This is a genomic window from Kribbella sp. NPDC048837 (genome assembly GCF_055586945.1).
In genome coordinates this window covers 1-21,514 of the sequence record NZ_JBVJHF010000014.1, presented here as the reverse complement: position 1 = coordinate 21,514, position 21,514 = coordinate 1, and the positions used below count along the sequence as shown (strand labels likewise).

The 21,514-nt window shown below is 65.5% G+C and carries 15 protein-coding genes; 4 read left to right on the top strand and 11 right to left on the bottom strand.

The genetic code is table 11. The annotated features are described in order from the left end of the window. Positions 1-89: 89 nt before the first annotated feature. Entirely contained in the window at positions 90-1,037 is a 948-nt protein-coding gene (locus tag ACZ6O0_RS41595; protein ID WP_465770608.1) for a cucumopine synthase-related protein, read from the bottom strand. Further along, positions 1,034-2,086 carry a dipeptidase gene (locus ACZ6O0_RS41590; RefSeq protein ID WP_465770607.1) on the bottom strand — a complete coding sequence of 351 codons (1,053 nt, stop codon included), beginning with the start codon at positions 2,084-2,086 and terminating at the stop codon, positions 1,034-1,036. Before ACZ6O0_RS41590 ends, ACZ6O0_RS41595 begins: the two co-directional genes overlap by 4 nt. Before the next feature lie 184 nt (positions 2,087-2,270). Between ACZ6O0_RS41590 and ACZ6O0_RS41585 the strand changes: the two genes are divergently transcribed. Beyond that, entirely contained in the window at positions 2,271-2,810 is a 540-nt protein-coding gene (locus tag ACZ6O0_RS41585) for an acetylxylan esterase (RefSeq protein ID WP_465770683.1), read from the top strand. Here ACZ6O0_RS41585 and ACZ6O0_RS41580 read toward each other — a convergent pair whose 3' ends face one another. Then, entirely contained in the window at positions 2,811-6,812 is a 4,002-nt protein-coding gene (locus tag ACZ6O0_RS41580) for a restriction endonuclease (RefSeq protein ID WP_465770606.1), read from the bottom strand. Positions 6,813-6,883: 71 nt separating this feature from the next. Between ACZ6O0_RS41580 and ACZ6O0_RS41575 the strand changes: the two genes are divergently transcribed. Further along, entirely contained in the window at positions 6,884-8,122 is a 1,239-nt protein-coding gene (locus ACZ6O0_RS41575; RefSeq protein ID WP_465770605.1) for an AlbA family DNA-binding domain-containing protein, read from the top strand. A gap of 394 nt (positions 8,123-8,516) precedes the next feature. Here ACZ6O0_RS41575 and ACZ6O0_RS41570 read toward each other — a convergent pair whose 3' ends face one another. From ACZ6O0_RS41570 to ACZ6O0_RS41540, 7 genes are read right to left on the bottom strand one after another with little or no spacing between them, the layout of a single operon-like run. Beyond that, positions 8,517-9,698, bottom strand: a complete 1,182-nt coding sequence (locus tag ACZ6O0_RS41570; RefSeq protein ID WP_465770604.1) for an NAD(P)/FAD-dependent oxidoreductase — start codon at positions 9,696-9,698, stop codon at positions 8,517-8,519. A gap of 11 nt (positions 9,699-9,709) precedes the next feature. After that, entirely contained in the window at positions 9,710-11,194 is a 1,485-nt protein-coding gene (locus ACZ6O0_RS41565) for a tripartite tricarboxylate transporter permease (protein WP_465770603.1), read from the bottom strand. Between the two features lie 13 nt (positions 11,195-11,207). Beyond that, on the bottom strand, positions 11,208-11,729 hold the full coding sequence (locus ACZ6O0_RS41560) for a tripartite tricarboxylate transporter TctB family protein (RefSeq protein WP_465770602.1): 522 nt from the start codon (positions 11,727-11,729) through the stop codon (positions 11,208-11,210). A gap of 8 nt (positions 11,730-11,737) precedes the next feature. Continuing rightward, positions 11,738-12,730 (bottom strand): Bug family tripartite tricarboxylate transporter substrate binding protein, encoded by a 993-nt coding sequence (locus tag ACZ6O0_RS41555; RefSeq protein ID WP_465770601.1) that lies wholly within the window; start codon positions 12,728-12,730, stop codon positions 11,738-11,740. A gap of 42 nt (positions 12,731-12,772) precedes the next feature. After that, complete coding sequence (locus ACZ6O0_RS41550) at positions 12,773-14,812, bottom strand: hydantoinase/oxoprolinase family protein (RefSeq protein ID WP_465770600.1); 2,040 nt, start codon at positions 14,810-14,812, stop codon at positions 12,773-12,775. Continuing rightward, a complete protein-coding gene (locus tag ACZ6O0_RS41545; protein ID WP_465770599.1) occupies positions 14,809-16,440 on the bottom strand; it encodes a hydantoinase B/oxoprolinase family protein in 1,632 nt (543 codons plus the stop codon). Before ACZ6O0_RS41545 ends, ACZ6O0_RS41550 begins: the two co-directional genes overlap by 4 nt. 35 nt (positions 16,441-16,475) lie before the next feature. Then, positions 16,476-17,609, bottom strand: coding sequence for an NAD(P)/FAD-dependent oxidoreductase (locus ACZ6O0_RS41540; protein ID WP_465770598.1), 1,134 nt, complete (start codon positions 17,607-17,609; stop codon positions 16,476-16,478). 114 nt (positions 17,610-17,723) lie between these two features. On the opposite strand from ACZ6O0_RS41540, the gene ACZ6O0_RS41535 reads away from it, so the two are divergent. Together ACZ6O0_RS41535 and ACZ6O0_RS41530 are read left to right on the top strand one after the other, a co-directional pair. Then, positions 17,724-18,596, top strand: coding sequence for a MurR/RpiR family transcriptional regulator (locus tag ACZ6O0_RS41535; protein ID WP_465770597.1), 873 nt, complete (start codon positions 17,724-17,726; stop codon positions 18,594-18,596). A 187-nt stretch (positions 18,597-18,783) separates the two neighbouring features. Beyond that, a complete protein-coding gene (locus ACZ6O0_RS41530) occupies positions 18,784-19,710 on the top strand; it encodes a MurR/RpiR family transcriptional regulator (RefSeq protein WP_465770596.1) in 927 nt (308 codons plus the stop codon). Positions 19,711-19,890: 180 nt separating this feature from the next. On the opposite strand, the gene ACZ6O0_RS41525 is transcribed toward ACZ6O0_RS41530, so the two are convergent. Then, positions 19,891-20,814, bottom strand: coding sequence for a hypothetical protein (locus ACZ6O0_RS41525; RefSeq protein WP_465770595.1), 924 nt, complete (start codon positions 20,812-20,814; stop codon positions 19,891-19,893). Positions 20,815-21,514: the final 700 nt, after the last annotated feature.

Genomic DNA, 21,514 nt, shown 5'->3' with positions numbered 1-21,514 from the left:
GATCTCCTTTGAGACTGAGGGGAACTGAGGGGATAAGAGAGGATGGGGCGGTCACAGACGTAGTACGCCCAAGCGGGTACAAGCTGGGGCTAGAGGACCGTGACCTCGAGCCAGATCATTTCCTTGCTGCGGAACGTGCTCTCGGCGACATGTCGGCCAATGCCAGGGAGTCGGATGACGTGCTCGGGATCGACCGCGCCGAGCACGGGTGAGAGGACGGTCTCAGTTGTGGAGCCATAGGCGACCACGAGCTTCTGGCCGCTGGCCTGCTGGAACCGCAGGCGCCCCGGTGGCGCATCGCATACGCGCTCGCGGGTAGCCACTGGCGCGAGGCTGACCATTGGCGTCCATGCGAACATCGACTCCCCCGCCAGTACGGCGTGTTCCTGGAGCACCGTGAAGGGCAGCCGCGCAAGCAGCTCGCTGACCAGTTCAGGGTTGAGGTTCTCGGCCAGGGTCGCGTCGACGCTGACGCCCAGCGGCTGCCATGTGAGCCTGATCCGAGGACCCATAACCTCGAGTGGCGTCCTCGTCTCGATCGCCGCATCGGACCTCACCGGGGAGGTCGTGCGGAAGTGTGTGCCCAGATACCAGGGGAAATAGTGGTGCGACCAGGCATCAAGTCGGTTGACGTACCGGATGAACGCCTTCAGCGCGGCAATCCACTCATCCTTGGTGATGTCTTCTGCTCGGGCCGCAGCACGGAGCAGCTTTGCGCGATCGGCCAAGATCTCGAACCCGGCGTAGTGCAGAAGGCTGTTGTAGCCAGCATCAAGCTCGTCAAAGATCTCACCGATCTGCCGAAGGGGGTAGTCAGTGAAGGCCGCCAGGCGCAACAACGGATACATCGTCCGAGCAGCGAAGTCGCGAAGCAGCCCTGCTGCCGTGTCCCATGTGGTGAAGTACTGCTCCTCACCGCCTCCGCGCACACTCAGCCCGCCGGTTCTGAGGGAGCGGATCTCCTCCGGTTCGTTGGTCTGGATGTCGTCGGCGAGGCGATCGAGTTCCTTGATCATGACCTGCAGGTCCGTAGTCATCGGGCGCCGTCCTTCGGGTCGAAGATCTCGCCAAGGACGCGGATCAGATTCAGCCCCAGTACTCCGCGAATCTCGGTTTCGGTGAAGCCTCGCTCGGCGAGACCTGCAGTGATCAGCGGGAGGCCGGCCGGGCTCTCCAGACCCTCGGGGTGGATCAGGGAGACGTCGAGTGCATCGCCAAAGATGGGCACCTCGGGGTGCTTGCTCCTGAACGCCGCCATTCCCCCTGGGGTGTAGCGCCGCTCGTCGCCGACATCGGTCCCGACGATGATGTGCTCCGGCCCCACGAGATCGGCAAGGTAGGCGACGGTGTCCACGTAGTCGCCGACCGTCGTGCCAGTGTTCTGACCGTCGGACTTGATGTATCCGGACTTGGTCGCGATCCCGATCACGCCTCCTGCCGCGGCTACAGCCTTCAGTTCGTCGTCCCGCTTGTTCCGAATGGTTTCGACGAAGGACCGCAGACCGCCGTGAGTCACCACCACGGGCTTCTCGCTGACCTCGACCGCCTCCATCGAGCTGCGGAATCCGGTGTGCGACAGATCCACGACCACGCCGAGGCGATTGCACTCCCGCACGAGTGATCGCCCGAACTTGCTCAGCCCGGCATCGGCGGGCTCACCGCATCCGTCGGCGGAGAAGTTGCGGTCTTGGTAGGTCAGGCCCATGAACCTCAGGCCCAGCTCGTAGAGGACCTCGACGTTGGCTAGGTCCTTCTCTACCGCCGTCGAGTCTTCGAACGACAGGAACACCGCGGTCTTCCCGGCATCCTTGGCCTGCTGGATGTCGGCGATCGAGGTTGCCGGCGTGACGTACTCGGAGAACTGCTCGTAGCGCCGCTTCCAGGCAACCATGCTCGCGACCGCCGTTCGCAGCGTGGCGTCAGAGATGTGCACCGCGTGGACGATCGCGGTGAGCCCTCCCCGCTGCAGCTTCTTGAAGTACTCGACGTCCCCCTGCTTCAGGTCAGTCGGGTCCATCGCATTGATGACCAGCGAGTCGGCGTGCAGCGCAGCGGCAGCAGTCGGCGACGCGGTGGAGATTGTCATAGCGGAAACAGCTCCTTACGTCCGAGTGAAGTGGCTGTACCGTATCGTAGATATCAGCTCCATCCAAGACCTGATCTGGATGATTTCCTACAGTCTGGTCCCCAGGCATCGCCGATCCGAGCACTCCAGTCCGCAAGCAACGAGCGCCCCAACTCGCCAAACAAGTTGAGCAACCTGATGTCGGATCGCCCGACTAGCCGCAGGCCGCTCCGGGGTTCGGCCGGACCATGAGGATCCACTGGTCGACCCGGACAAGATCATCGTCACCGGCGGCAGCCAGGGTGGCGGGATCGCGATCGCGGCCGCCGGTCTGGCCGGCCTGGCCGGGATCGAGTTGCTCGGCTGCGCCCCCGACGTACCGTTCCTGTGTCACTCCCAGCGTGCGCTGGAGATCACCAACAAGGAGCCGTACGCCGAGATCACGCGGTACCTGAAGGGGTACCGCCAGGACGTCGACGCCGCACTGCGCACACTGAGCTACTTCGACGGCGTGAACCTCGGCCGACTGGCCACAGCGCCGGCGCTGTTCTCGGTCGCCCTGATGGACGCGACCTGCCCGCCGTCGACGGTGTTCGCCGCCTACAACCACTACGGCAGCGCGGCGAAGGACATCGAGGTCTACAGCTACAACCAGCACGAGGGCGGCCAGACCTACCAGCAGCTCGCCCAGCTCGACTGGTTCGCGAACGTCCTCGGCGCGAAGGAGTCATCGGCGCACCGATGACTATTCCCAGTCAGCGTCGTCTTCCTCGTCTTCCCTTCGCTCCGTATCGATGAGGCTCTGAATCAGGCCGAGGGCTTCCAGATAGTCAGCTTTCAGGTCCTCGTCGAGAGTCTGCTCGGCCGCGCGCCTGGCCCGGGCAGCGGCGGTCGTGAGCGTCTCGCTGACGCCGCCGCTCCCACCCCAATGGCTGGGAGCCATCGCGTCCCTGACCATCGCTCGAATCTCATCGGACCTGGAGGTCTCGTCGGCACGGCGGATCAATGTCTCGGCGAGCGTGACATGCTCGATGGCCCAGGTGTCCAAACTGGCCAACACCTTGACGAAAAGCTCAATCGTCTCAGCATCAAGCTCGGTTACGGCCTCTGTCAGGGCGTCCGCTTGGTCGGCACTCAGCTGATGGTTAACGGCCGTCGCTACGGCCATGGCGGCGCGCGGAGTCTCTAGGTTGCTGTTGATCCATGCCGCGAGGGCATGCCCATCCAGCTCGCCATCGAGCGTTATGGATGCGTTGCGAAAGCCGTCCTCTCGTTTACTGAGGAACGACAACACAAGCTGAGGATAGTTGTCCGAAACTCCGCCGACGATCTCTTCGACGACGTACGACGCTCGATCTGCTCGCTCGACGACCATCAATACAGCACTCGCCTTGTCGGCTCCGAGCGACGCCCCGAAGGTTCGCCCATCGTAGTTGCAGGCATCTTCCAGCGCCCGGGTCGCCGCGAACTCCTGGATGCCTTGATCTAGCAGGAATGCGGCGGCAGGAATGGGCTCTGCCGCGAGATAGCCGCCGGCTGACGCGAGAAATGCTTGGCGGACGTCAGGATCTGCGTCGGTTGCACCCGTGTTCCAGATCTGTGTGAGCGGGGCGCCCAGGTTGTGCCATCGCCCTCCACGGAAACCCGCGGCGATCGCCAGCTTGACCCCCTGACGGGCAGTGAGGACTTCGCGCCGCAGCCAGGCTGCTGCTACCTCTCGTTCCGTCTCGAGCCAGGCATCGATCAGTACATGGAGCTCGTGATCGAGTGGACCGGGAGGCTGTCGGCTGACGTGGTGAACCATGCGCTCGAGGCTTTCAGCAGACAGCGCTGCGATCCTGCGCCACAATCCCCCGAAAACCACCTGCTTGCCTGGTCTGAGTCCTTCGACAGCGCGGGCCGTCGAGTCAAGCAGGTCCAGCATTCGGGGAAGGTCACCGATGTTAACCAGCCCGAGGGCGAGATTCACAAGCTCCTCGGGCTGCCGTGCCAACTGGATCTCGACCTTCCGATGGATTCGCGCTTCTCGATCGGCCTTTCGCTCCTCCTCGGTCTTCTGGGACAGACGTGCGGACTCACGTGCTCGCTCTGCCTCAAGCTCCGCAACACCCGGTACATTGCGCTGCTTGACGACGGCGGGCCCGAAGTGCTCGTTCCAGGCCAGGTCTGCGACGTCATCGGCGATGGTCCCCACGTCATCAAGGTGCGCCAGCAGCTTCAGTGCTTCGTGGCGCACCTTGAGAGAAGTGGCGTGTTCTGCTGCCCAGTCGACGTGGTGCCGGACGCGGCGCCGTACCGCTGCCTCGTCCGTTGCATTCGCGATCTGGCTGAGCACCTCAATGGTCGCGAGGTCATCGTCCTCCCATTGAAGGATCGCTTGCTCGCCGACTGACTGGCTGAAATAGCCGTGTGGTTGGTGGAGCGCCTCCCACAGAAGGTCGAGCGCAGCGCCAGCCCGCCGAAGGTTGGTCGATAGTGCCTGCTCGAACAGCAGATCCCGGATCTGGTCGCGAACCTGCCGCAGACTCGATGCGCTGAAGATGTGGGTTTGGAAGCCAAGCTCGCGAGGCCCTGCTAGGACGGTCTCAAGCTCTTCCTTCGCCAGTAGGGGCTTCAGCGCGAAGAGCGGAGTGACGACGTCATCAAGACCCTCAGGCGCCTGGAGCCACTCGGCGACACGGCGCACGATTCGTTCCGGAAACGAGAGGTCCGGCAGCTTCACCAAACTGGCCACCTCCGTGAGCACGCGTCTCGACTGCCCAACTGAGTTTGCCGGATGGCGATCGCGTCGCCCCAGATCCCAGAGCGCGTCCAGCACGGTCTCCAGTAGCTCCGGTGCGTTGGCCACCGCACGGCCGTACAGATTCGGCATCTTTGCCCGGACGTCATCGCGGTCCAATGGGTCCAATCCGAAGAGTCGCCGCACTTCGTCAGCTTGATCGTCGTCGTCCTCAACGCCGATCACGCCCTCGGCGTCTTCTCTCGCCAGGCGTCGGCGGAGTTGCTCCAAAGCAGGGACCAGCTGGTAGGGCTGGGTGGCCGCCAGCTGGCCTAGCTGCTCCAGCTCTTTGACCAGGTGACCGTAGTAGGGGGACTGCAGCCGTTCGCGGATCGCAGCCCAGACAGTCCCCATAACAGGCGGTCCTCCGCGTTTTCTCAGCCGCCAGTCGAGCTCGCCGAGTGTCAATGCCAACTGATGGTGATGGCTTGCCCCGAACGTCTCCCAGAGCCCGGCCACGAATCCACTGTCGTTGTCCTTGTAAGCGGCAGTGATCTCGAGGACGTGATCGGCTAGGACATCAGGCACGACCTCCAACTGACCCCTTTTTTCGACCAGGACGCCTCGGTCTAGCAAGGCGTCGACAATTCGCGCGAGGTCCATCAGCGGTAGCGCGCAGAAGCTTGCGATCTGCTGCTTCGATGCCGTGTCGTCGACTGCCACGTGTCCGAGTGCTGCATAGGTTGCGAGCACTCTCTCTGTGACTTTGTGTCCGAACTCCTGGACGTCGGTTCCGAGCACTTCGTCGTAGCGGTTCAGGATCAGCTCGCGCAGACCGCCATCGACGGCGATGGCCGTGGTGAGTTCACCACGTTTGATGAGATAGAGGGCTATGACAGCCACGAACGGGCTGTGTTCCGCCTGTCTCGCGAGGTAGCGCAGCAGCGGGAACGGCAGATCAAGTTGTGAGGCCAGGGATCGCACGAGTTGTAGAGCCTGCCCCCGCGACAGCGAACCGACGTCTACCTTGAGATAGTCACGACGCGTGAACTGCGCCCGAACCACTTGCTCGATGACGGCTGGGGTCGCGCTGGGACGGGTGGCCAGAACCAGCTGTACGTCGGGCTGCTGGCGTGCGTAGGCCAGGAGCGGAGCCAACGCCACTGGATCCCGGTGCGCATCGTCGACCAGGACGACCAACGGCCCGTTCCACAGCTCGCTCATCACCGAGGCCTCGAATCGACGGCCGGCCGACAAGCACACCACCGGAATGCCTGGCTGCCGATCCTGGAGTTCTACCAGGGCGTCCGTCACCAGCCGCGACTTTCCCCGACCGCCGGGTCCGGACACGACAATAACCTGACGGAATCCCGCGTCTTGTCGATCGAATGCTCGACCTAGGACGTCCAACTCGACCTCGCGGCCCACAAGCGGCGCGAGGTCGTTGATCGGAGCATCGGGATTCTTGCGGGCGGTTGCGAACCGTTCCACAGACTCGAATGCGTCACCCGGGGCTGCCACAAAAAGACGCCGTACGTCCTCGCCCCAGAACTCTTGGACGATGTCGCGTTGGACCTGCGGTGGCAGCTCCCGCAGCATCCTGGTCAACTGGCCGCGGTCCAGCAGAGTCCAACCCGCATGCTCATTCATCTCTGCTCGCGCCCGGGACGACGCGATCCTCGTGAAGACCAGAAAGTACTCGCGGGCGTCGGCATATGTCGCTTCGTCGACGGCCTCTCGTACGTCGGCCGGCGGGAGTTTCTCCTGATGCTTACATTGCCAAGCCGCTCGCGTTCCGTCGCTGAACTCGCCGACCAGATCGACGCCATCTTGGGCGTCTCCAGTCGTGCCCCAGCGCGCCACATCGACGACATGGCGAACCTGGCCGCCGAGAAAGCGTTCCGCCGCGAGCAGACGCTCTACGAACTCCTCGAACTCGTACGGAGTCAGCCACGGCGTGGGCAGGAGTTTGGGATGCTTGTCCGCCCACATCCATTCCGCCGCTGATCCACGGTCGCCATCGCTCATGTGCTATCCCGCACCCCCTTTGCGAGGATACCGACAGGTCCCCCACCGCGGACAAGACAGGAGTCTTCCAGATGCGGTTCACGGCGCTTCATCGCTTCCTGGGTCTACAGCCCAGCCCGCTGACTGACGAGATGCTCGAGGAGGCTGTAAAAGCAGGACTGCATGAGGCCGAAGATCTCGATTGGAAACGAGCGCTGCCTCCGGCGCGGGGATTGCCGGCCTCTGACTTCCCGAAGGACGTTGCGGCGATGGCGAACAGCGGGGGTGGAGTGATCGTGTACGGCGTCGCAGAGAAGGAGAAGGCCGCGGTCGAGCGTCTCGACGTTGGCGAGCTGACCGAGGTGCACGAACGGGCGCTGCGCAGTGCGGCGGTTACCGCGATCAGCCCGCCGGTCTTCGCGCTGACCGTGGACCGGCTGGGTGACCCACCCACGCGAGCCGTCGTCGTAGAGGTTCCTGCCAGTGTGGACGGGCCACATCTCGTCTATCGCGATGAGTACTTCGGTGCGCCGGTACGGAACGATGCGGACACAGTTTGGATGAAAGAGCCGCAGATCGAGGCCACTTATCGCGCGCGATTCGAGGAGCGCAGAAACGCCCACGAAGCATTGGACAGCCTCTACGACGAGCTAGCCACCGCCCGAGATACGACTGAGCGAGCCTGGTTCGTGGGAGTCGCACGGCCACGCGTACCAGTGGTCCCACGGCAGCGGATGGACCGCGACGTAGCCCGTGCGTTCTTTTCGCCGATCAGGCAAAGAGCCAGCCGTTACACCACCGGCAGATGGCGCCCGCCGTTCGACGACCTGGACATCTACAACCCGCGTCCGGGTCTCCGCCGCTGGATCGCCCCGCCGCTCGTCGACCACATCGGAGCGTGGTCTGAGAGCTGGGCAAGTCTTCATGACGACGGATCGGTGAGCTTCGCGGCCGCGGTGGGCGGACATCGAACCGGTTATGACGAGTTCGCGGCCGGCCGCGAGATCCGCTCCGATACCCTCGAGCTCTGCGCAGTCAGCCTGATGACGCTCTGTCGCATGGCTTCGGAGCACCACGGCGCGTCGGACTACGACCTGAAGTCCGGAATCGCCTGGGCCGGGCACGAGCCGGTGCTCCTCACTCCCCCGGCCATGGAGTACAACTGGACCCCCACGGGACTGCCAGTTGCGAGATACTCCCCGGTTCTCGCCAGCCCACGTCCCACCACGGCCGACGACGAGTACCTTGACCAGATCCGGGATCTCGCCACAGATCTCATCAATCAAGGCGGACTCTCCATCTTGGTCGCCATACCCGAGTCGCTCGGTTGACGGTGGTCTTCGGCATTCGACCACGCGCCGAATGGCGCGAGTCAATGCAACATAGAGCGTTCGGTCGTCGGCTCGCTCCACACTGAGTCGGCCCGCGACCGGGCTCTGTCCGACTCCTCCAATTGGACGCCTACGACCGGCCACTCCCGCCCCTTGGCTTGGTGGACAGTCATGGCAGGCACAACGTGCAACTGCCGAGCTCCCTAGCGTCTGCCGCAAGGTGTTGATCGCCGCGGCTGCAGCTTCCGGAGTACCAGGACGCAGAACTTCGAGCACGCGGCCAGCGAGGCACTGGCGGGCGAAATGCGCATCTGGCGGCAACCCGAGAATGGCCGCGGCCTCCGCCGCGAAGATCGCGCCGTGCCCGAAGTGTCCGCGTTCGGTGTCTTGGCGGCTACTGGTCGCCTGGGATGGTGGCGCGAGGTGTTACTGGTTGGTCGCTGTGGGGGTCGAAGCGGCTCGGGCGGAACGGGGCGAGGTCGTTGACGAGGTTGCCGTGGACGATTTCCTGTACGGCGTAGTCGGCCAGCAAAGGTGCGAGGGTCACCCCGCTGTGGGTGGCGATTGTGTAGATCCACGCGCCGTCGCCGACAAAGCCGCTGACGGTCTTTCCATCTGCGGGGATGGACCGCCGTCCGATCTGGAGGCGCTCGATCTCGGCAGCGCTGTCCAAACTCAAGACCTCCGCCACGCGCTCCAGCAGCTCGGTAGCCAAGGGTCCTTCTGTGCCGGCACTGCGAGCAGGGTCGGCAAGGCTGTCGAGGTCCAGGGCGTGGAGAACCATGCCGCCGTCGGGCTGCGGCCGCACGTTGAGCCGCGATGTCGTCAGGAGCCGGGTGAGTCTCGGCGGGCGGGGCTGCGTGTAGGCCAGCAGACCGATCGTCGGCAGGCCTCGCGCGTCGCTGGGAGCCATCGGCACCCGGTCGACGCCGGCAGAAGCGAGCACCTTCTCGGTCCAGCGACCTGCGCACGTCACCACGACGTCTGCGTTGAGCACAGTCCCGTCGACGAGGTGGACCCGAGCTACATCCTGACGTTCGATGCTGGTCACCTTTGCGCCGGTGAGCACCTCCGCCCCCAGGGCGCGCGCCGCCCGCAGCGTGGTCGAGATCAGCATCTCCGGAACACAAATGGCCTCTTGCGGATAGGACACCACCCTGTCCACACCCTGTCCGAGCCGCAAGGCCGGCTCCATCGCCAAGGCGTCACGCGGCTCCAGCACTTGCGCTGGATAGCCCCAGGCCGACATCCGCTCGAGCTTCTCGTCGAGCAGCGTGGAGTGGACGGGATCTGAACTCCACTCGAGGTGGCCCGTTTGCCAGAGCCACTGGTCCAGTGCACCGGCGCTCTCCGCGAGATCCCGGTGCCAACGGCTATGCGCATGCATACCGGCGAGGTTGAGCTCGAAGTACTCTCTCGGCTCCTTGCGATTGGCATTGACCCACGCATACGACTCCCCCGACGTACCAGCTCCTGGGTACGTCGCCTCGCACACCGTGACCCGAGCTCCCGCTCGACTCAATGCGTACGCCGTCGCACTTCCGACGACGCCCGCACCAATGACGATCACCTTCATCAGTTCACCTTTCAGTCTTCGTCTCCGGCCATGCCCTTGCGGCGCATGCGCATCCCGAACAGCACCGACACCACGGTCAAGGCTGCGAAGGCGATGAAGATCGGCCGTTGCAGGTAGAACGTGGCCGACAGCGCGAACGACTGCTGCGCCGCGACCTCCAGCAAAGGCCCCAGGATCATTCCCATCACCAGCGGTGCAAGCGGGACACCCCATTCGGTGAGCAGCCAACCGACGACGCCGAACACGACGCAGACCCAGACATCGGTGAAGCTGTTCTGCGACAGATAGGCACCGAGCAGACAGCCCGACGCGACGATGGCCATCAACAGGCCTGTCGGCACTTTGGTCACCTTCGCCCAGAGGCCGACCAGAGGAAGGTTCAGCACCAGCAGAATGACGTTGGCGACGAAGAAGCTCGCGATGATGCTCGCGACGAAATCGGGGTGCTGACTGAACAGCAACGGGCCGGGGATGATGCCGTAGACAAGCATTGCAGCAAGTACGAGCGCCATCGTCGCGCCCGTGGGAATCCCCAAGCACAGCAGCGGCACGAACCCGGCCATGGCGGCCGCGTTGTTGGCGGCTTCCGGTCCCGCGACACCCTCGACTGCCCCCGAGCCGAAGCGCGACGAGCCGCGGCGGCGCGCTCGCCTCTGCTCGGAGGCGAAGCTCAGGAAGGACGCGATCGTCGGGATCATCCCGGGCAGCAGACCGAGGAAGAATCCCGATCCTGTCCCCCGTACTCCGGCGCCCATGCCGGCGGTGAACTCCTGTCGCGTCGGACGGAGCGATCCGACTGCGACGTCATGGTGACGGATCGGTGGACTCAGGATGGTCCGAAGCACCTCGGCCAAGCCGAACATCCCCATCATCACCGGCACGATGTCCAGGCCTTGGAGGAGTTCGGTCGATCCGAAGGTCAGTCGGGTCTCGCTCGAGGCCGGCAGAAGCCCGACCGCTCCGATCAGCATGCCCACGCCGCACGCGGCGACGCTGCGGCGCAACGAGGTCGACGTGACGCCGATGATGGTCACGAGACTGAAGATCAGGAGGCCGAGCATCTCGGGTGGACCGAACCGTAACGCGAACCCTGCCAGCGTCGGACCGATCAGCCACACTCCGACCGTGCCCGCTATGCCGGCGACGAACGACGTGATCGCAGCCATGGCCAGCGCGGCGCCCGCACGGCCGCGTCGAGTCATCAGGTTGCCCTCGATCGCGGTCGGGACCGAGGCGGTCTCGCCGGGGATGTTCAACAGGATCGCAGTCGTCGATCCGCCGTACATGCCGCCGTAGTAGATGGCCGCCAGCACGATGATGCCCGTGGCCGGATCCAGATAGGTGGTGAGCGGGAAGAGGACGGCGACGGCGGTCACCGGGCCGAGGCCGGGCAGTACGCCGATCAGTGTCCCGGCCAGACAGCCGAGGAGTGCCAGCAGCAGGACGGTCGGGCTCAGCACGGTGGAGAAGCCGCCCGCCAGGTCGGTCAGTGACATCGGACGCCTCCCATCAGATCCCGATTCCGAGGACGCCGCTCGGCAGCACGACATCGATGAGTTTCAAGCCGATGACAAGGAACGCGTCCACGACCGCGGCGATCAGGACTGCATGCCACCAGCGCCGATGGTCGATCCAGATGAGGTAGGCGACGACGAAGAGTCCGTTCGCAACGGCGAAGCCGACCCACGGGAGGGCCCAGGCGAACACGGCTGTCGCGATGAAGAAGATGACTGCCTCGCGGGTGCGGCTCCTCCGCTCCGGATCGCCGCCGGCCGACGGCTCCGGATCCGTTCCGGCGACCACGGGAGACGCCGCCCGATCCGGTCGGGCTAGCGCGCCAACGGCGATGAGCGCCGAGACGAGCAACAGGTACCAGCCGCCGGCCCGCGCCTCCGAGGTCTCTCCCCCGAGGATGAGCCGCAATGACTCCGCGACACCGACCGCGGCCAAGGACGCGAAGAGGATCGGGAGTCCCCACGGTCCTCGGATGCGGCCGCCGGTCGCCAGCGCGGCGCTTCTCAATGTGGCCACTGGAGCACTCATTGCCCGACACCCAGCTTGCGCAGTTCGGTGAACCGGCTGACCTCGGAGCTGACGTACGACTTGAACTCGTCACCCATCAGCGGAGAGACGGACACGCCGGCGTTCTCCAGTTTCTTGCGCACGGCGGGGTCCTTGGCGCAGTTCGTCAGAGCGTCTTCCAGACGCTTGCGAGTGGCGTCCGAGAGTCCAGGCGGCCCGGACAGTCCGACCCAGTAGGTCAGGTCGAGGCCGGGATGGCCGAGTTCCTTGGTTGTGGGCACTTTCGGGAGCTGGCTGATGGGTTCGGTACCGGTTTGCGCGAGTACGCGAACGTCCCCACTGGACGCGAATGCGAAGGCCGAGGACGCGCCCCCCACGCCGAAGTCCAGATTGCCTGCGGCAACGGCTTGCATGATTTCGCCGGAGCTCTTGAACGGAACCCCGCTGAGATCCGGGAGTTCGACGCCCGCCTCCTGGAGCAGGTCCAGCATGGCCAGGTCGCTGGTGCTCGATCCACCCGACCAGCTCGTGCGGAACCTCTTCGTACCCTGCTTCAGCCCGGCGATGAGGTCGTCCAGGTTCTTGTACGGCGACTTGGCGGCGACCGTATACACGTGCGCACCGGAGGTGAGGCGGCCGATGAAGGTGCGGTCGTCCCAGGCGAACGGGAGGTTGTGGCTCAGCGACTGGATCGAGCTCGAGGCCGCGCCGTCGGCCAGCAATGTGGTGCCGTCCGGCCGGGCCTTGCGGACGTAGTCGACGCCCGTGATCTGCTCGGCTCCGGGTTTGTTGACCACGTTGACCGGAACACCCAGTTCCTTCGACAGGGCATCGGCCATGACCCGGGCGGTCAGGTCAGTGGATCCGCCCGGAGAGAACGGCACAACCAGTTCGATGGGCTTGTCAGGGAAGGAGCTCGCGGACTGCTTCGTACTCTGCTCCGGCGCACACGCGGAGAGAGCAAGTCCACTGCTGATGATCACGGCGATGAGAGTGCGGGTGAAGCGCATCGTAGTTCCTCTGTTCCGTGTCGATGCCGGGAGTTCGACCAGCTACGGGATTCGCTGGATCGCGATCCCGCCGGTCTTGGACAGCGTGCGAAAGCGATAGCCCGGAGCCACCGCACAGGTGGCGTCCTCCTGCACGAGGACTGCGGGGCCCTCGATCCATTCCTCGTGGTGAAGGTCAGGTGCTGAGATCACCGGCGTCGGGACGGCAGCATCGGGGGTCCACCACACCGGCGTGTCCGGTGCGGCGAGTTCCACACCCGACCCGGTCGCGTACTGCAACTGCAACTCGGAGCCACCGACATCGATCGCGCAAATGACGCGCAGGCTGACCAACTCGATGTCTTCGTCGGTGACGCGGTAGCCGTTGAGCTGCTCGTGCAACTCGTCGAAGCTCTCCTTGACTACGTCGACGGTGTGCGCGTCCCACGGGAGATCCGGCAGGCGGGTGCGGAGAGCGTGCTCCTGGCCCCGGTACCTGAGCTCGCCCTCGATGTTGGCAGCCCAGGTGCCGCGTTCGCCCTGTTCCTCTCGCCAGGCCAGCGCGTCGGTCATCAGGAGCTTGACGTCGTCGGACAACTGATCGATGTTCGCCGCGCTCAGTTGCATCACGGCCGACCGCACGAACTCTTTCCGCAGGTCGGACACGAGCAGCCCCAGGGCGCTCAGCATTCCGGGATGCGGCGGGATGACCACTTCGTTGATGCCCAGCTCGCCGGCCAGCGAGGTGGCATGCAGTGGTCCGGCCCCGCCGTACGCGACGAGTGTGAGCGTCCGCGGGTCGATGCCACGGGCAACGGTTGCACGCCTCGCCGCCAGTGCCATGTTGGTGTTGACCATGTCGAGGATCGCGTGCGCGGCCCTGATGACGTCGAGTCCGAGCGGCTTCGCGACCGAACGCTCGACCGCTTCGACCGCCAGGTCACGATCGACCTGCATGGAGTTGCCGAGCCGCGCGGCCTGCGGCAGCGTGCCGAGGACCACGTGCGCATCGGTGACCGTGGCCTCAGTGCCACCCTTGTTGTAGGAGGCCGGCCCGGGTACCGATCCGGCGCTGCGTGGGCCAACCTGCAAACGACCGCCCCGATCGATCCAGGCGATGCTGCCGCCGCCCGCGCCGATGGCTTCCAGCGCGACCGTTGTTCCGAGGACCGGCAGATCCTCGAAGTGCCGAATGCCGACGACATCCGGCGCACCCTCGCGGATCACGCCTATGTCCGCGCTCGTGCCGCCCATGTCGAAGGTCAGGAGATCCGCGCGATCATGCTGCTTCGCGAGGTTGATCGCGCCGAGCACTCCGCCGGCCGGACCCGAAAGGAGAGTCCGGGTCGGGCGCAGCGCGGCTTCGGACATCCGCACCACACCGCCGGACGACTCCATGAGGTACGGCTCCGGTACGACGCCCGCCGTCCGCGACTGATCGGTGAACCGTCGCAGGTACGTCGTCATCGTCCGGCCCAGCGCGGCATCCATGACCGCGGTGGAGAATCGCTCGTACTCACGGAACTCGGGTACGGACGACGCCGACGTCCACACGCCGACATCGGGAAAGGCCCGCTCGATCCAGGCAGCCGCCTCACGCTCGTTGGTGTCATTCACATACGAGTGCAGAAAACCGACACAGATCGCGGTCGCTCCCCCGGACAGCAGGACTTCGGCGGCGGCCAGAACCTCATCCCGATCCGGGGCGGTCAGAATCTGTCCGGTGAAGTCCGTGCGTTCGTTGACTTCCGCGCGGAGCTCTCGTGGGACCGGCACCCAGCGCGGGGTGAAGTCGAGCTCGTACAGGCTGTTCCGGGTCTGCCGCCCGATCGCCAGCACATCGCCGAACCCGGCGGTCGTGATCAGACCCACGACACCCAGGTCCCGCTCGATCACGGCGTTGGTCGCCACCGTGGTCCCGTGGATCAGCGCGGCGACGTCAGTACCCGCCGTACCCGCCTTGCTCAAGACCGCCTGCACGGCGGCCGAGATGACGGCGGAAGGGTCCGGATAGGAGCTAGGAACCTTGGCTATGAACGTCTGACCGTCCGCGATGGCGAACACGTCGGTGAAAGTGCCGCCGATGTCGATTCCGATTCTCACAGTACGTCTTCTCCCTTTCGCTCGTCGGCTGCGGGAACGCCGCCGGCGTCCGCCACCTGCGGGCTGCCGAAGCCCCCGCCGCCGGCTGTCATGGCCCGCACGGTCGTTACCGCGTCCAGCACCATGCCGTTGTCGGATCGGGTGAACACCCTTGGGTGATCCGACTCGGGGTCGAGCACGAACGCGAGAGGCCAGCCGACGCCGCCTCCTTGCAGTCCCCACGGCCCGGTGGTCACCCGGTCGCCCTTGACCGTCAACCGGATGCCGTCGCCCAGGGTTTCCAGCTCGCGGATGATGCCGACACCTCCGCGGTGCTGTCCAGCGCCGCCGGATCCGTCCCGGAGTGCGTACTTCGTGACGCGCAGCGGGAAGTTCTGCTCCACCGATTCGATCGGGGTGTTGGCCGTGTTCGTCACGTGTGTCTGGACCGCGTCCTGACCGTTCGCGGTGGGCAGTGCGCCGGCTCCACCGGCGATGACCTCGGTGTAGGCGAACGGTCGTTGCCGGAGGGCGTCGTACCCGTTGAAGGTCACGGCGGAGATCGAACCGTTCGAGGCAGCGGGGATTCGTTCGGGCATGATCCGGCTGAAGGCCCCGAGCATGGCGTCCACCGCACGCTGGCAGACGTCCGAACGCTGCATGACCGGCGCCGGTTCGGCCGAATCCAGGATGGATCCGTGCGGAATGGTGATATCGACGATGCGATAGAAGCCAGCGTTCGCCGGCAGTGTGGGATCCAGGATGGTCTTGACGGTGTAGTACACCGAGGCTTCCACAGCCGCCCGCGCCGTATTGATCTGACCGGCCACCTGCGCACCGGTGCCGGTGAAGTCGAAATGGATGCCTTCGGCACCGATATCGATGGCCACCCGGATCGGGATGTTCTCGGTCCCGGCGCCGTCCGAGTCCATCCGATCCTCGAACTCGACCCTTCCACGGGGTAACTCGCGCAGCGCCGCACGCGCCTGCGTCTCCGCCTTGTCCAGCCAGCTGCTCGTGGCCTCTAGTACGACGTCAGCGCCATACCGCTCGAGCAGGCCGGAGTAGCGCCGTACTCCCAACGACACCGCCGCGAACTGGCTGCGGATGTCGCCGAGACGCTCGTCGGGTACTCGCGTGTTCAGCTGGATGAGGCGGACCAGACCGTCGTCCAGGGTGCCGCGGTCGACGATCCTGAGGATCGGCAACCGCAGGCCTTCGGAATAGATGTCGTGAGCACGTCCCTGGGAGCCACCGAACTCCGCATGGTGAGCGACGGCGGCGGCAAACCCCACGAGCTCACCGTCGACAGGCAGCGGCGCCACCACAGTCACGTCGGGCAAGTGGGTGCTGCCTCCGAGGTAGGGGTCGTTGGAGATGAAGATGTCGCCCGGGTGGATGTCGTCGCCGTACTGGGCGACCACCCCCGGGATGAAGCCGATCATCGATCCCATGTGGATCGGGATGTGCTCGGCCTGGGCGATCGAATGCCCCAAGGTGTCGAGCAGGGCGGTGGTGCAGTCACGCCGCTCCTTGATGTTCGGAGAGTAAGCCGCCCGGATCATGGCGACCCCCATCTCCTCGGCGATGGCCACCAAGTTGTGGCCGATGATGTCGACGGTGACCGAGTCGAGGCCAGAACTTGTCATCCGGGATGGCACCTTTCGTTGGTCTTCTGTGTGCATCAGGCCCTACTCCTTCGGATCGTGAACGGAGCAAGTACTTCCGGCTTCCGGCCAGTGGTGAGCCACTCCGCGACGTGCTGCGCTACCGACGGAGCGATGGCGAAGCCGTGGCCATGCCATCCGGCGGCGACGAACAACCCCTTGTCGTCGAGGAAGTCGACGTACGGCAGGCCGTCCGGTGTGTAGGTTTCGGGAACGCTCGCGTCCGCCGCCACGAGCTCGCCGTCCTGCAGAGGCGGAAAGACCGACGAAGCGATGCAGAGGCTCTCGTTGATCATTGCGTCGACCGCTTCACCAGTGGCGGTGGCCGCGTTCCACTTGCCGCGCAGGCCACCGGAGATCATCGTGATGCCATCGGCCAGCGGCTTGACCGAGAGAGTCTCCTGCAGGTGAGCGGCCAGGTGACGTGGTCGGTAGTCGTCTTTGGCCCGAAGCATGAGTACCTGGGGCACCATCGTCCACAGCGGAAGTTGCGGCTGTTGGGACCGCTCGAGGAGCGCATTCGTTCCATAGTTGGCGGTGAGCACGATCGCCCGGCCGGCCTCGATGGTCGAGCCGTCCCGCAGACGTACATACGGCCGCGGACTCGTGCTGAGGTCGTGGACCGGACTCGATTCCCGGATCGACGCACCGCGCTTCTCGGCGGCGGCGGCGTACGCGCGAGCCGTGGCGCGCTGGTCGGCGATCCCTTCGTCCGGGTTGTACAGAGCAGCGATCTGCGCCCCACCGACGCCGGGTTCCAGTTCCTCCAGCTCTGCCCGGTCGAGCAACTCGGTGGCGATGCCATGCGCGAGTTGCAGCTGCCGATGGGCGTCGGCCCGCGCCAGCCCGATCTCGCCGACGCTCGGCATCGACCCCACGAGCATCAGCCCGCCGATCTGCTCGAACCCGGTCTCGGATCCCAGCTCGGCCGACAGACCGGGCCACCTCGTCAGAGCCTCACGCGCCAACGAGAGTTCGCGGGAGTTCCGTCCGTTGGCGCGTACTCCCCGCTTGCCGGGCCCGCCGGACGCCCGGGTGGCGAGTCGGCCGGCCTCGAGCAGCGTGACCGACGATCCTCTGACCACGAGCTCGTATGCGAGTGCGGCGCCGTACACGCCGCCACCCACGACGACGAAATCCGTTTCTTCCACGTGCGTCCTTCCTCCGTCTACCCTCACAGCCGAGCGGCGACTGCTGAAGTGTTTCCTTCGGATGGGCAGCGACCGTAGTGTATTCTTCAGAGCGATGACAAGGGGTAACTCGACTTGAACGCCAGCACTCCGCTCCACGAGCGCATCTCAGAGGTCTCCGCGACCTTGACTCCCAGCGAGGCCCAGGTCGCGGCGTTCATCGCCGGCAATCCGGCCTTGGTGGCCGTGTCCTCGACAGTCGAACTGGGGACCTACACCTCGACGAGCGACGCCACCGTCGTGCGTACGGCGAAGAAGCTCGGCTACTCGAACTTCCGCGAGTTGCGGCGATCAGCCTTGGCCGCGTCCGGCCGCCATCGGGACCCATCCAAGGTGCTCGACGACCAACTCGGCCGGATCAACAGTTCGACCTCCGGCGCGAAGAGGGTCCTCAGGGATACCGCCGACGTACTGACGCAGTTCGACGCCGAACTGGATGAAGACAGCTGGGACCGTGCGGTCACAGCCATGTCGGGCGCAGCGCGGGTCATCACCTACGGCATCGGCCCCAGCGGTTGCATCGCCGACTACCTCAGCATCTGCCTCAGCCGCGCGGGTGTGCGCAGCTCAAGCATCAGGGCCGCAGGGTTCGCACTCGCAGACCATCTACTCGACCTCGGCGGCAACGACGTTGTCGTCGTTTTCGCCACTATGCGTCGCTTCCGTGAGATCGATGTGGTTCTCGACAACGCTGCCAAGGCCGGCGCGACCACCATCCTGGTCACCGAAACCCTCGGTGTGGCACTCCGCGATCGCGTCGACATCGTCCTGGCCACACCTCCCACCACCACCGGCACCAGCGACGGCGTCCTGACGGGAATGGTCGTCGCCCGCGCGCTCGACCTCTCCGTCGCGGCGCAGGACCAGCCGAGTGCCGTCAGCTCGATGCAACGCCTGAACGCGCTCCGGGCCGAGATCGTCGGAGGCAAGCTCGACGCCGAGGACTGAGGGCGATCGTGATCGAGGCCTGCTGACGGTCGACACCATTTCTCCTGTCGTTTTTTCTACATCCCCGATTTCGGTGTAGATTAACAGTCATCGAGCGGTACGTGAAGACCCAACTTCGGACCCGGTCGCATCGGCGCGGTCGCCGTACCATGTCCCACGCCAAACGCCGCTCAGAACGGGAGGACCGATGGACGCCGAGCCGGTGGTCGACGACTCGCTGTACGGACGCGCCACCCGCATCGGGCCTGAGTTGCCCGACGTCCTCGGCAAGGTTGCGACGTTCTTCGCGTTGCACCCCGACCGGGTCGCCGGCCTGCCCGTCCAGGAGATCGCCGCGGCGATCGGCACCAGTGACGCCAGCGTCATCCGCACCGCGAAGGCACTCGGCTACAGCGGCATGAAGGCAGCCCGCCAGGCGGCGCTCGACCTCGTCAACCAGCGCGCGAACCCCGGCGCGATCCTGCAGCGCCGGATGTACAGCACTGCGGACGGCAGTCACCTGCGACAGGTCGTCAACGACACGGCCCGCGCCGTCGAGCAGTTCGAGCACCAGATGGACGAGATCGACTGGGACGGCCTGGTGACTGCAGTCGCCGAAGCGGACCGGGTGTTCTGCTACGGACTTGCCCCGACCGGCTACATCGCTGACTACCTCGCCTTCATCCTCGCCCGCATCGGAGTAGACGCCCGTTCGTCCCGCGTCACCGGCGTACTGCTCGCCGACGACCTTGCCCAGCTACGGGCCGGCACAGCAGTGATCGTGTTCGCTCCTGTCCGCCAGTTCGACGAAGTGGCGGCGACAGTGCGCACCGCGAAGGCGGCCGGCGCATCAGTCGTGCTGATCACCGAGGCGATCGGCATGCCCGTTCGCAGCGAGGCCGACTTCGTCGTGACGACCTCTCCGACATCACTAACCAGCGCCTCCGACGCCTGCATCCCGCTCCTCGTGGCCCAGGCCCTCATGAGCGCCGTCGCCGCTCGTCATCCCTCGCGCGCACTCGACGCCATGGACAGGCTCAACCAACTCCGCCCGACGGTAACCAGACAAAGCGTCCCCCTGTCAGCCGAACGACTAGGCATCCCCACGACCAACGACGAGACACCCGAGAAGTAGAGCAACCGGCGAGTCCCGTGCGGGGGGACATGTTCTCAGCGTTCCGATTCGCGGACCGTAGCCTGAACGAGGCGACGACGGTTTGCCTGCTGAGACTCGCCGGATCCCAGATGACCGTCTCGCAAGCGTGCCTGGGAGCTAGCGCCGCACTCGGGTACATGCCCGGTCGGGCCGATCGGATCATTCGTTGAACCCCTCGAGCCGCTCCTGCTGAGCGTCGCGGTGTCTCTTGGCTGCTGTTGCGCCGCGGGCTGCACGGGTCAGTGCCCGTTCCAGTCGATGGGTCCGGCTCTGTGCTGTGCGGAGCTCGCGTCGTGCTTGTTCGAGTTCATCCGTGAGACGTTGGATCGCCGTCTGCATGTCGGCGATGTGGTGTTCGTTGGCGTCCAGCTCGGACTCGGCGGCCAGACGGGCTTGCTCGGCTTCTTGGTAGTCGGCGTCCACCTGGCGCAGCCGGTCTTGAAGTACCGCGCGCTGCCGCCTGCGCAAATCTTGTTGAGCGGTCTTCCTGGCAGAGCGTGCGGCGGCCTTCCTGGCCGGCGCGGGCTTGCGCGCGGGATCTTTGACCGCCGACGCCCGTGCCGCTGCCACCTGCGGGAGCGAAGGCACGGCGGCTGGGTCGCCGTTTTCATCGACCACACCAAAACCGACGTGCCGAAGCGCGCTGGTGAGTCGTCCGCTGCGCAGCAGTTGAGCCGCGCCCGGATCAACGAGCGCAGCGTCGAGGGTCACGGCGAGCCGCTCGGCCACGGCGCTAGTCATAAGGCGGCCCGTGTCAGCTCCGTCGGCCTTCGCGATGTCGACCAAACGCTGCACGATGGCGTGCCGGCGTGGGGTCAAGCGCTTCAGGCGGTCCCGGTTGGCCGACTGGTGGGCCTCGCGCAGCTCGTCGCCGAACTCGGTGAGTTCCGCGACTTGGTCCCGCGCGATCCTGACCAGCCGGTTCGCCCACCAGGCGGCCAGCGTCGGCTTGCGCAACATCTTCACCAACGCACTACCGTCCGTATCCCCGGCGTCTCGGAGGGCCGTGGACAGCTCGTTGCGGGCAGCGGTGAACTGCTCGGGTGGCAGCCCGTAGAGCTCCAGCACCGCGGTCACGTCCACGACTCCACAGTGACGGCTCCCAGTTGCCACAGGCAACCGGAGGCTGAACCGGCCAGCAGACCTCACGTCCAGTGCCGAACTGGCCACGACACGAAGCCATACGAGTCGTTGCAACTACCTGCAGTCTTACAGGTGGAACATACGTGGCTGCCCACGCTGCTAGGGATGAACGGAGCCTGTAGCAACGAGCACGAGGTTGCCAGGTCAACAGACCAGGCAACAGCGGCCCGAGGCCGAACTTGCAGCATCCTCAAGCGCCAAGGCCGTGGGCCGCACCATCGGCGCCTCGATGCGAGTGGCGCCGGGGTAGTAGATCTCGTACTCCTCGCCTCAACGACGGTACGGCGATTTGTGGCCTCTTCGTCGCGGGTTCGGTGGCCGCGGCCGCCCAGGTCGGAGAAGCTCGACCTCGCAGGCGAGACCCGCCAGGCAGGAAGTGCGAGGCTGGGAATTGGTCGAGCGATCCAGCCAAGTCAACTTCCGCAGGCTCGGCCGTCACATCGCTAGACTGACACCGGCAACTCCGGACGCGCGTAGCGCTCCAGCCCGGCGCGATTCCGCCGCAGCGTCTTGTCCGCCAGGGGCCGTGCTCTGTCGCGCCAATGCCTTACGACTCGACCGTGTAGACCGCGGGCGTGGAGCCTTGTTCGTTCAAGAGGTCGACCGGCGGCGTCTTCTCGCTCGTTGTCTGGACGGGCTG

Coding starts and splice junctions, on each gene's coding strand:
- ACZ6O0_RS41595 (WP_465770608.1), bottom strand. CDS start 1,037: ATGACTACGGACCTGCAGGTCATGATCAAGGAACTCGATCGCCTCGCC.
- ACZ6O0_RS41590 (WP_465770607.1), bottom strand. CDS start 2,086: ATGACAATCTCCACCGCGTCGCCGACTGCTGCCGCTGCGCTGCACGCC.
- ACZ6O0_RS41580 (WP_465770606.1), bottom strand. CDS start 6,812: ATGAGCGATGGCGACCGTGGATCAGCGGCGGAATGGATGTGGGCGGAC.
- ACZ6O0_RS41575 (WP_465770605.1), top strand. CDS start 6,884: ATGCGGTTCACGGCGCTTCATCGCTTCCTGGGTCTACAGCCCAGCCCG.
- ACZ6O0_RS41570 (WP_465770604.1), bottom strand. CDS start 9,698: ATGAAGGTGATCGTCATTGGTGCGGGCGTCGTCGGAAGTGCGACGGCG.
- ACZ6O0_RS41565 (WP_465770603.1), bottom strand. CDS start 11,194: ATGTCACTGACCGACCTGGCGGGCGGCTTCTCCACCGTGCTGAGCCCG.
- ACZ6O0_RS41555 (WP_465770601.1), bottom strand. CDS start 12,730: ATGCGCTTCACCCGCACTCTCATCGCCGTGATCATCAGCAGTGGACTT.
- ACZ6O0_RS41545 (WP_465770599.1), bottom strand. CDS start 16,440: ATGACAAGTTCTGGCCTCGACTCGGTCACCGTCGACATCATCGGCCAC.
- ACZ6O0_RS41530 (WP_465770596.1), top strand. CDS start 18,784: ATGGACGCCGAGCCGGTGGTCGACGACTCGCTGTACGGACGCGCCACC.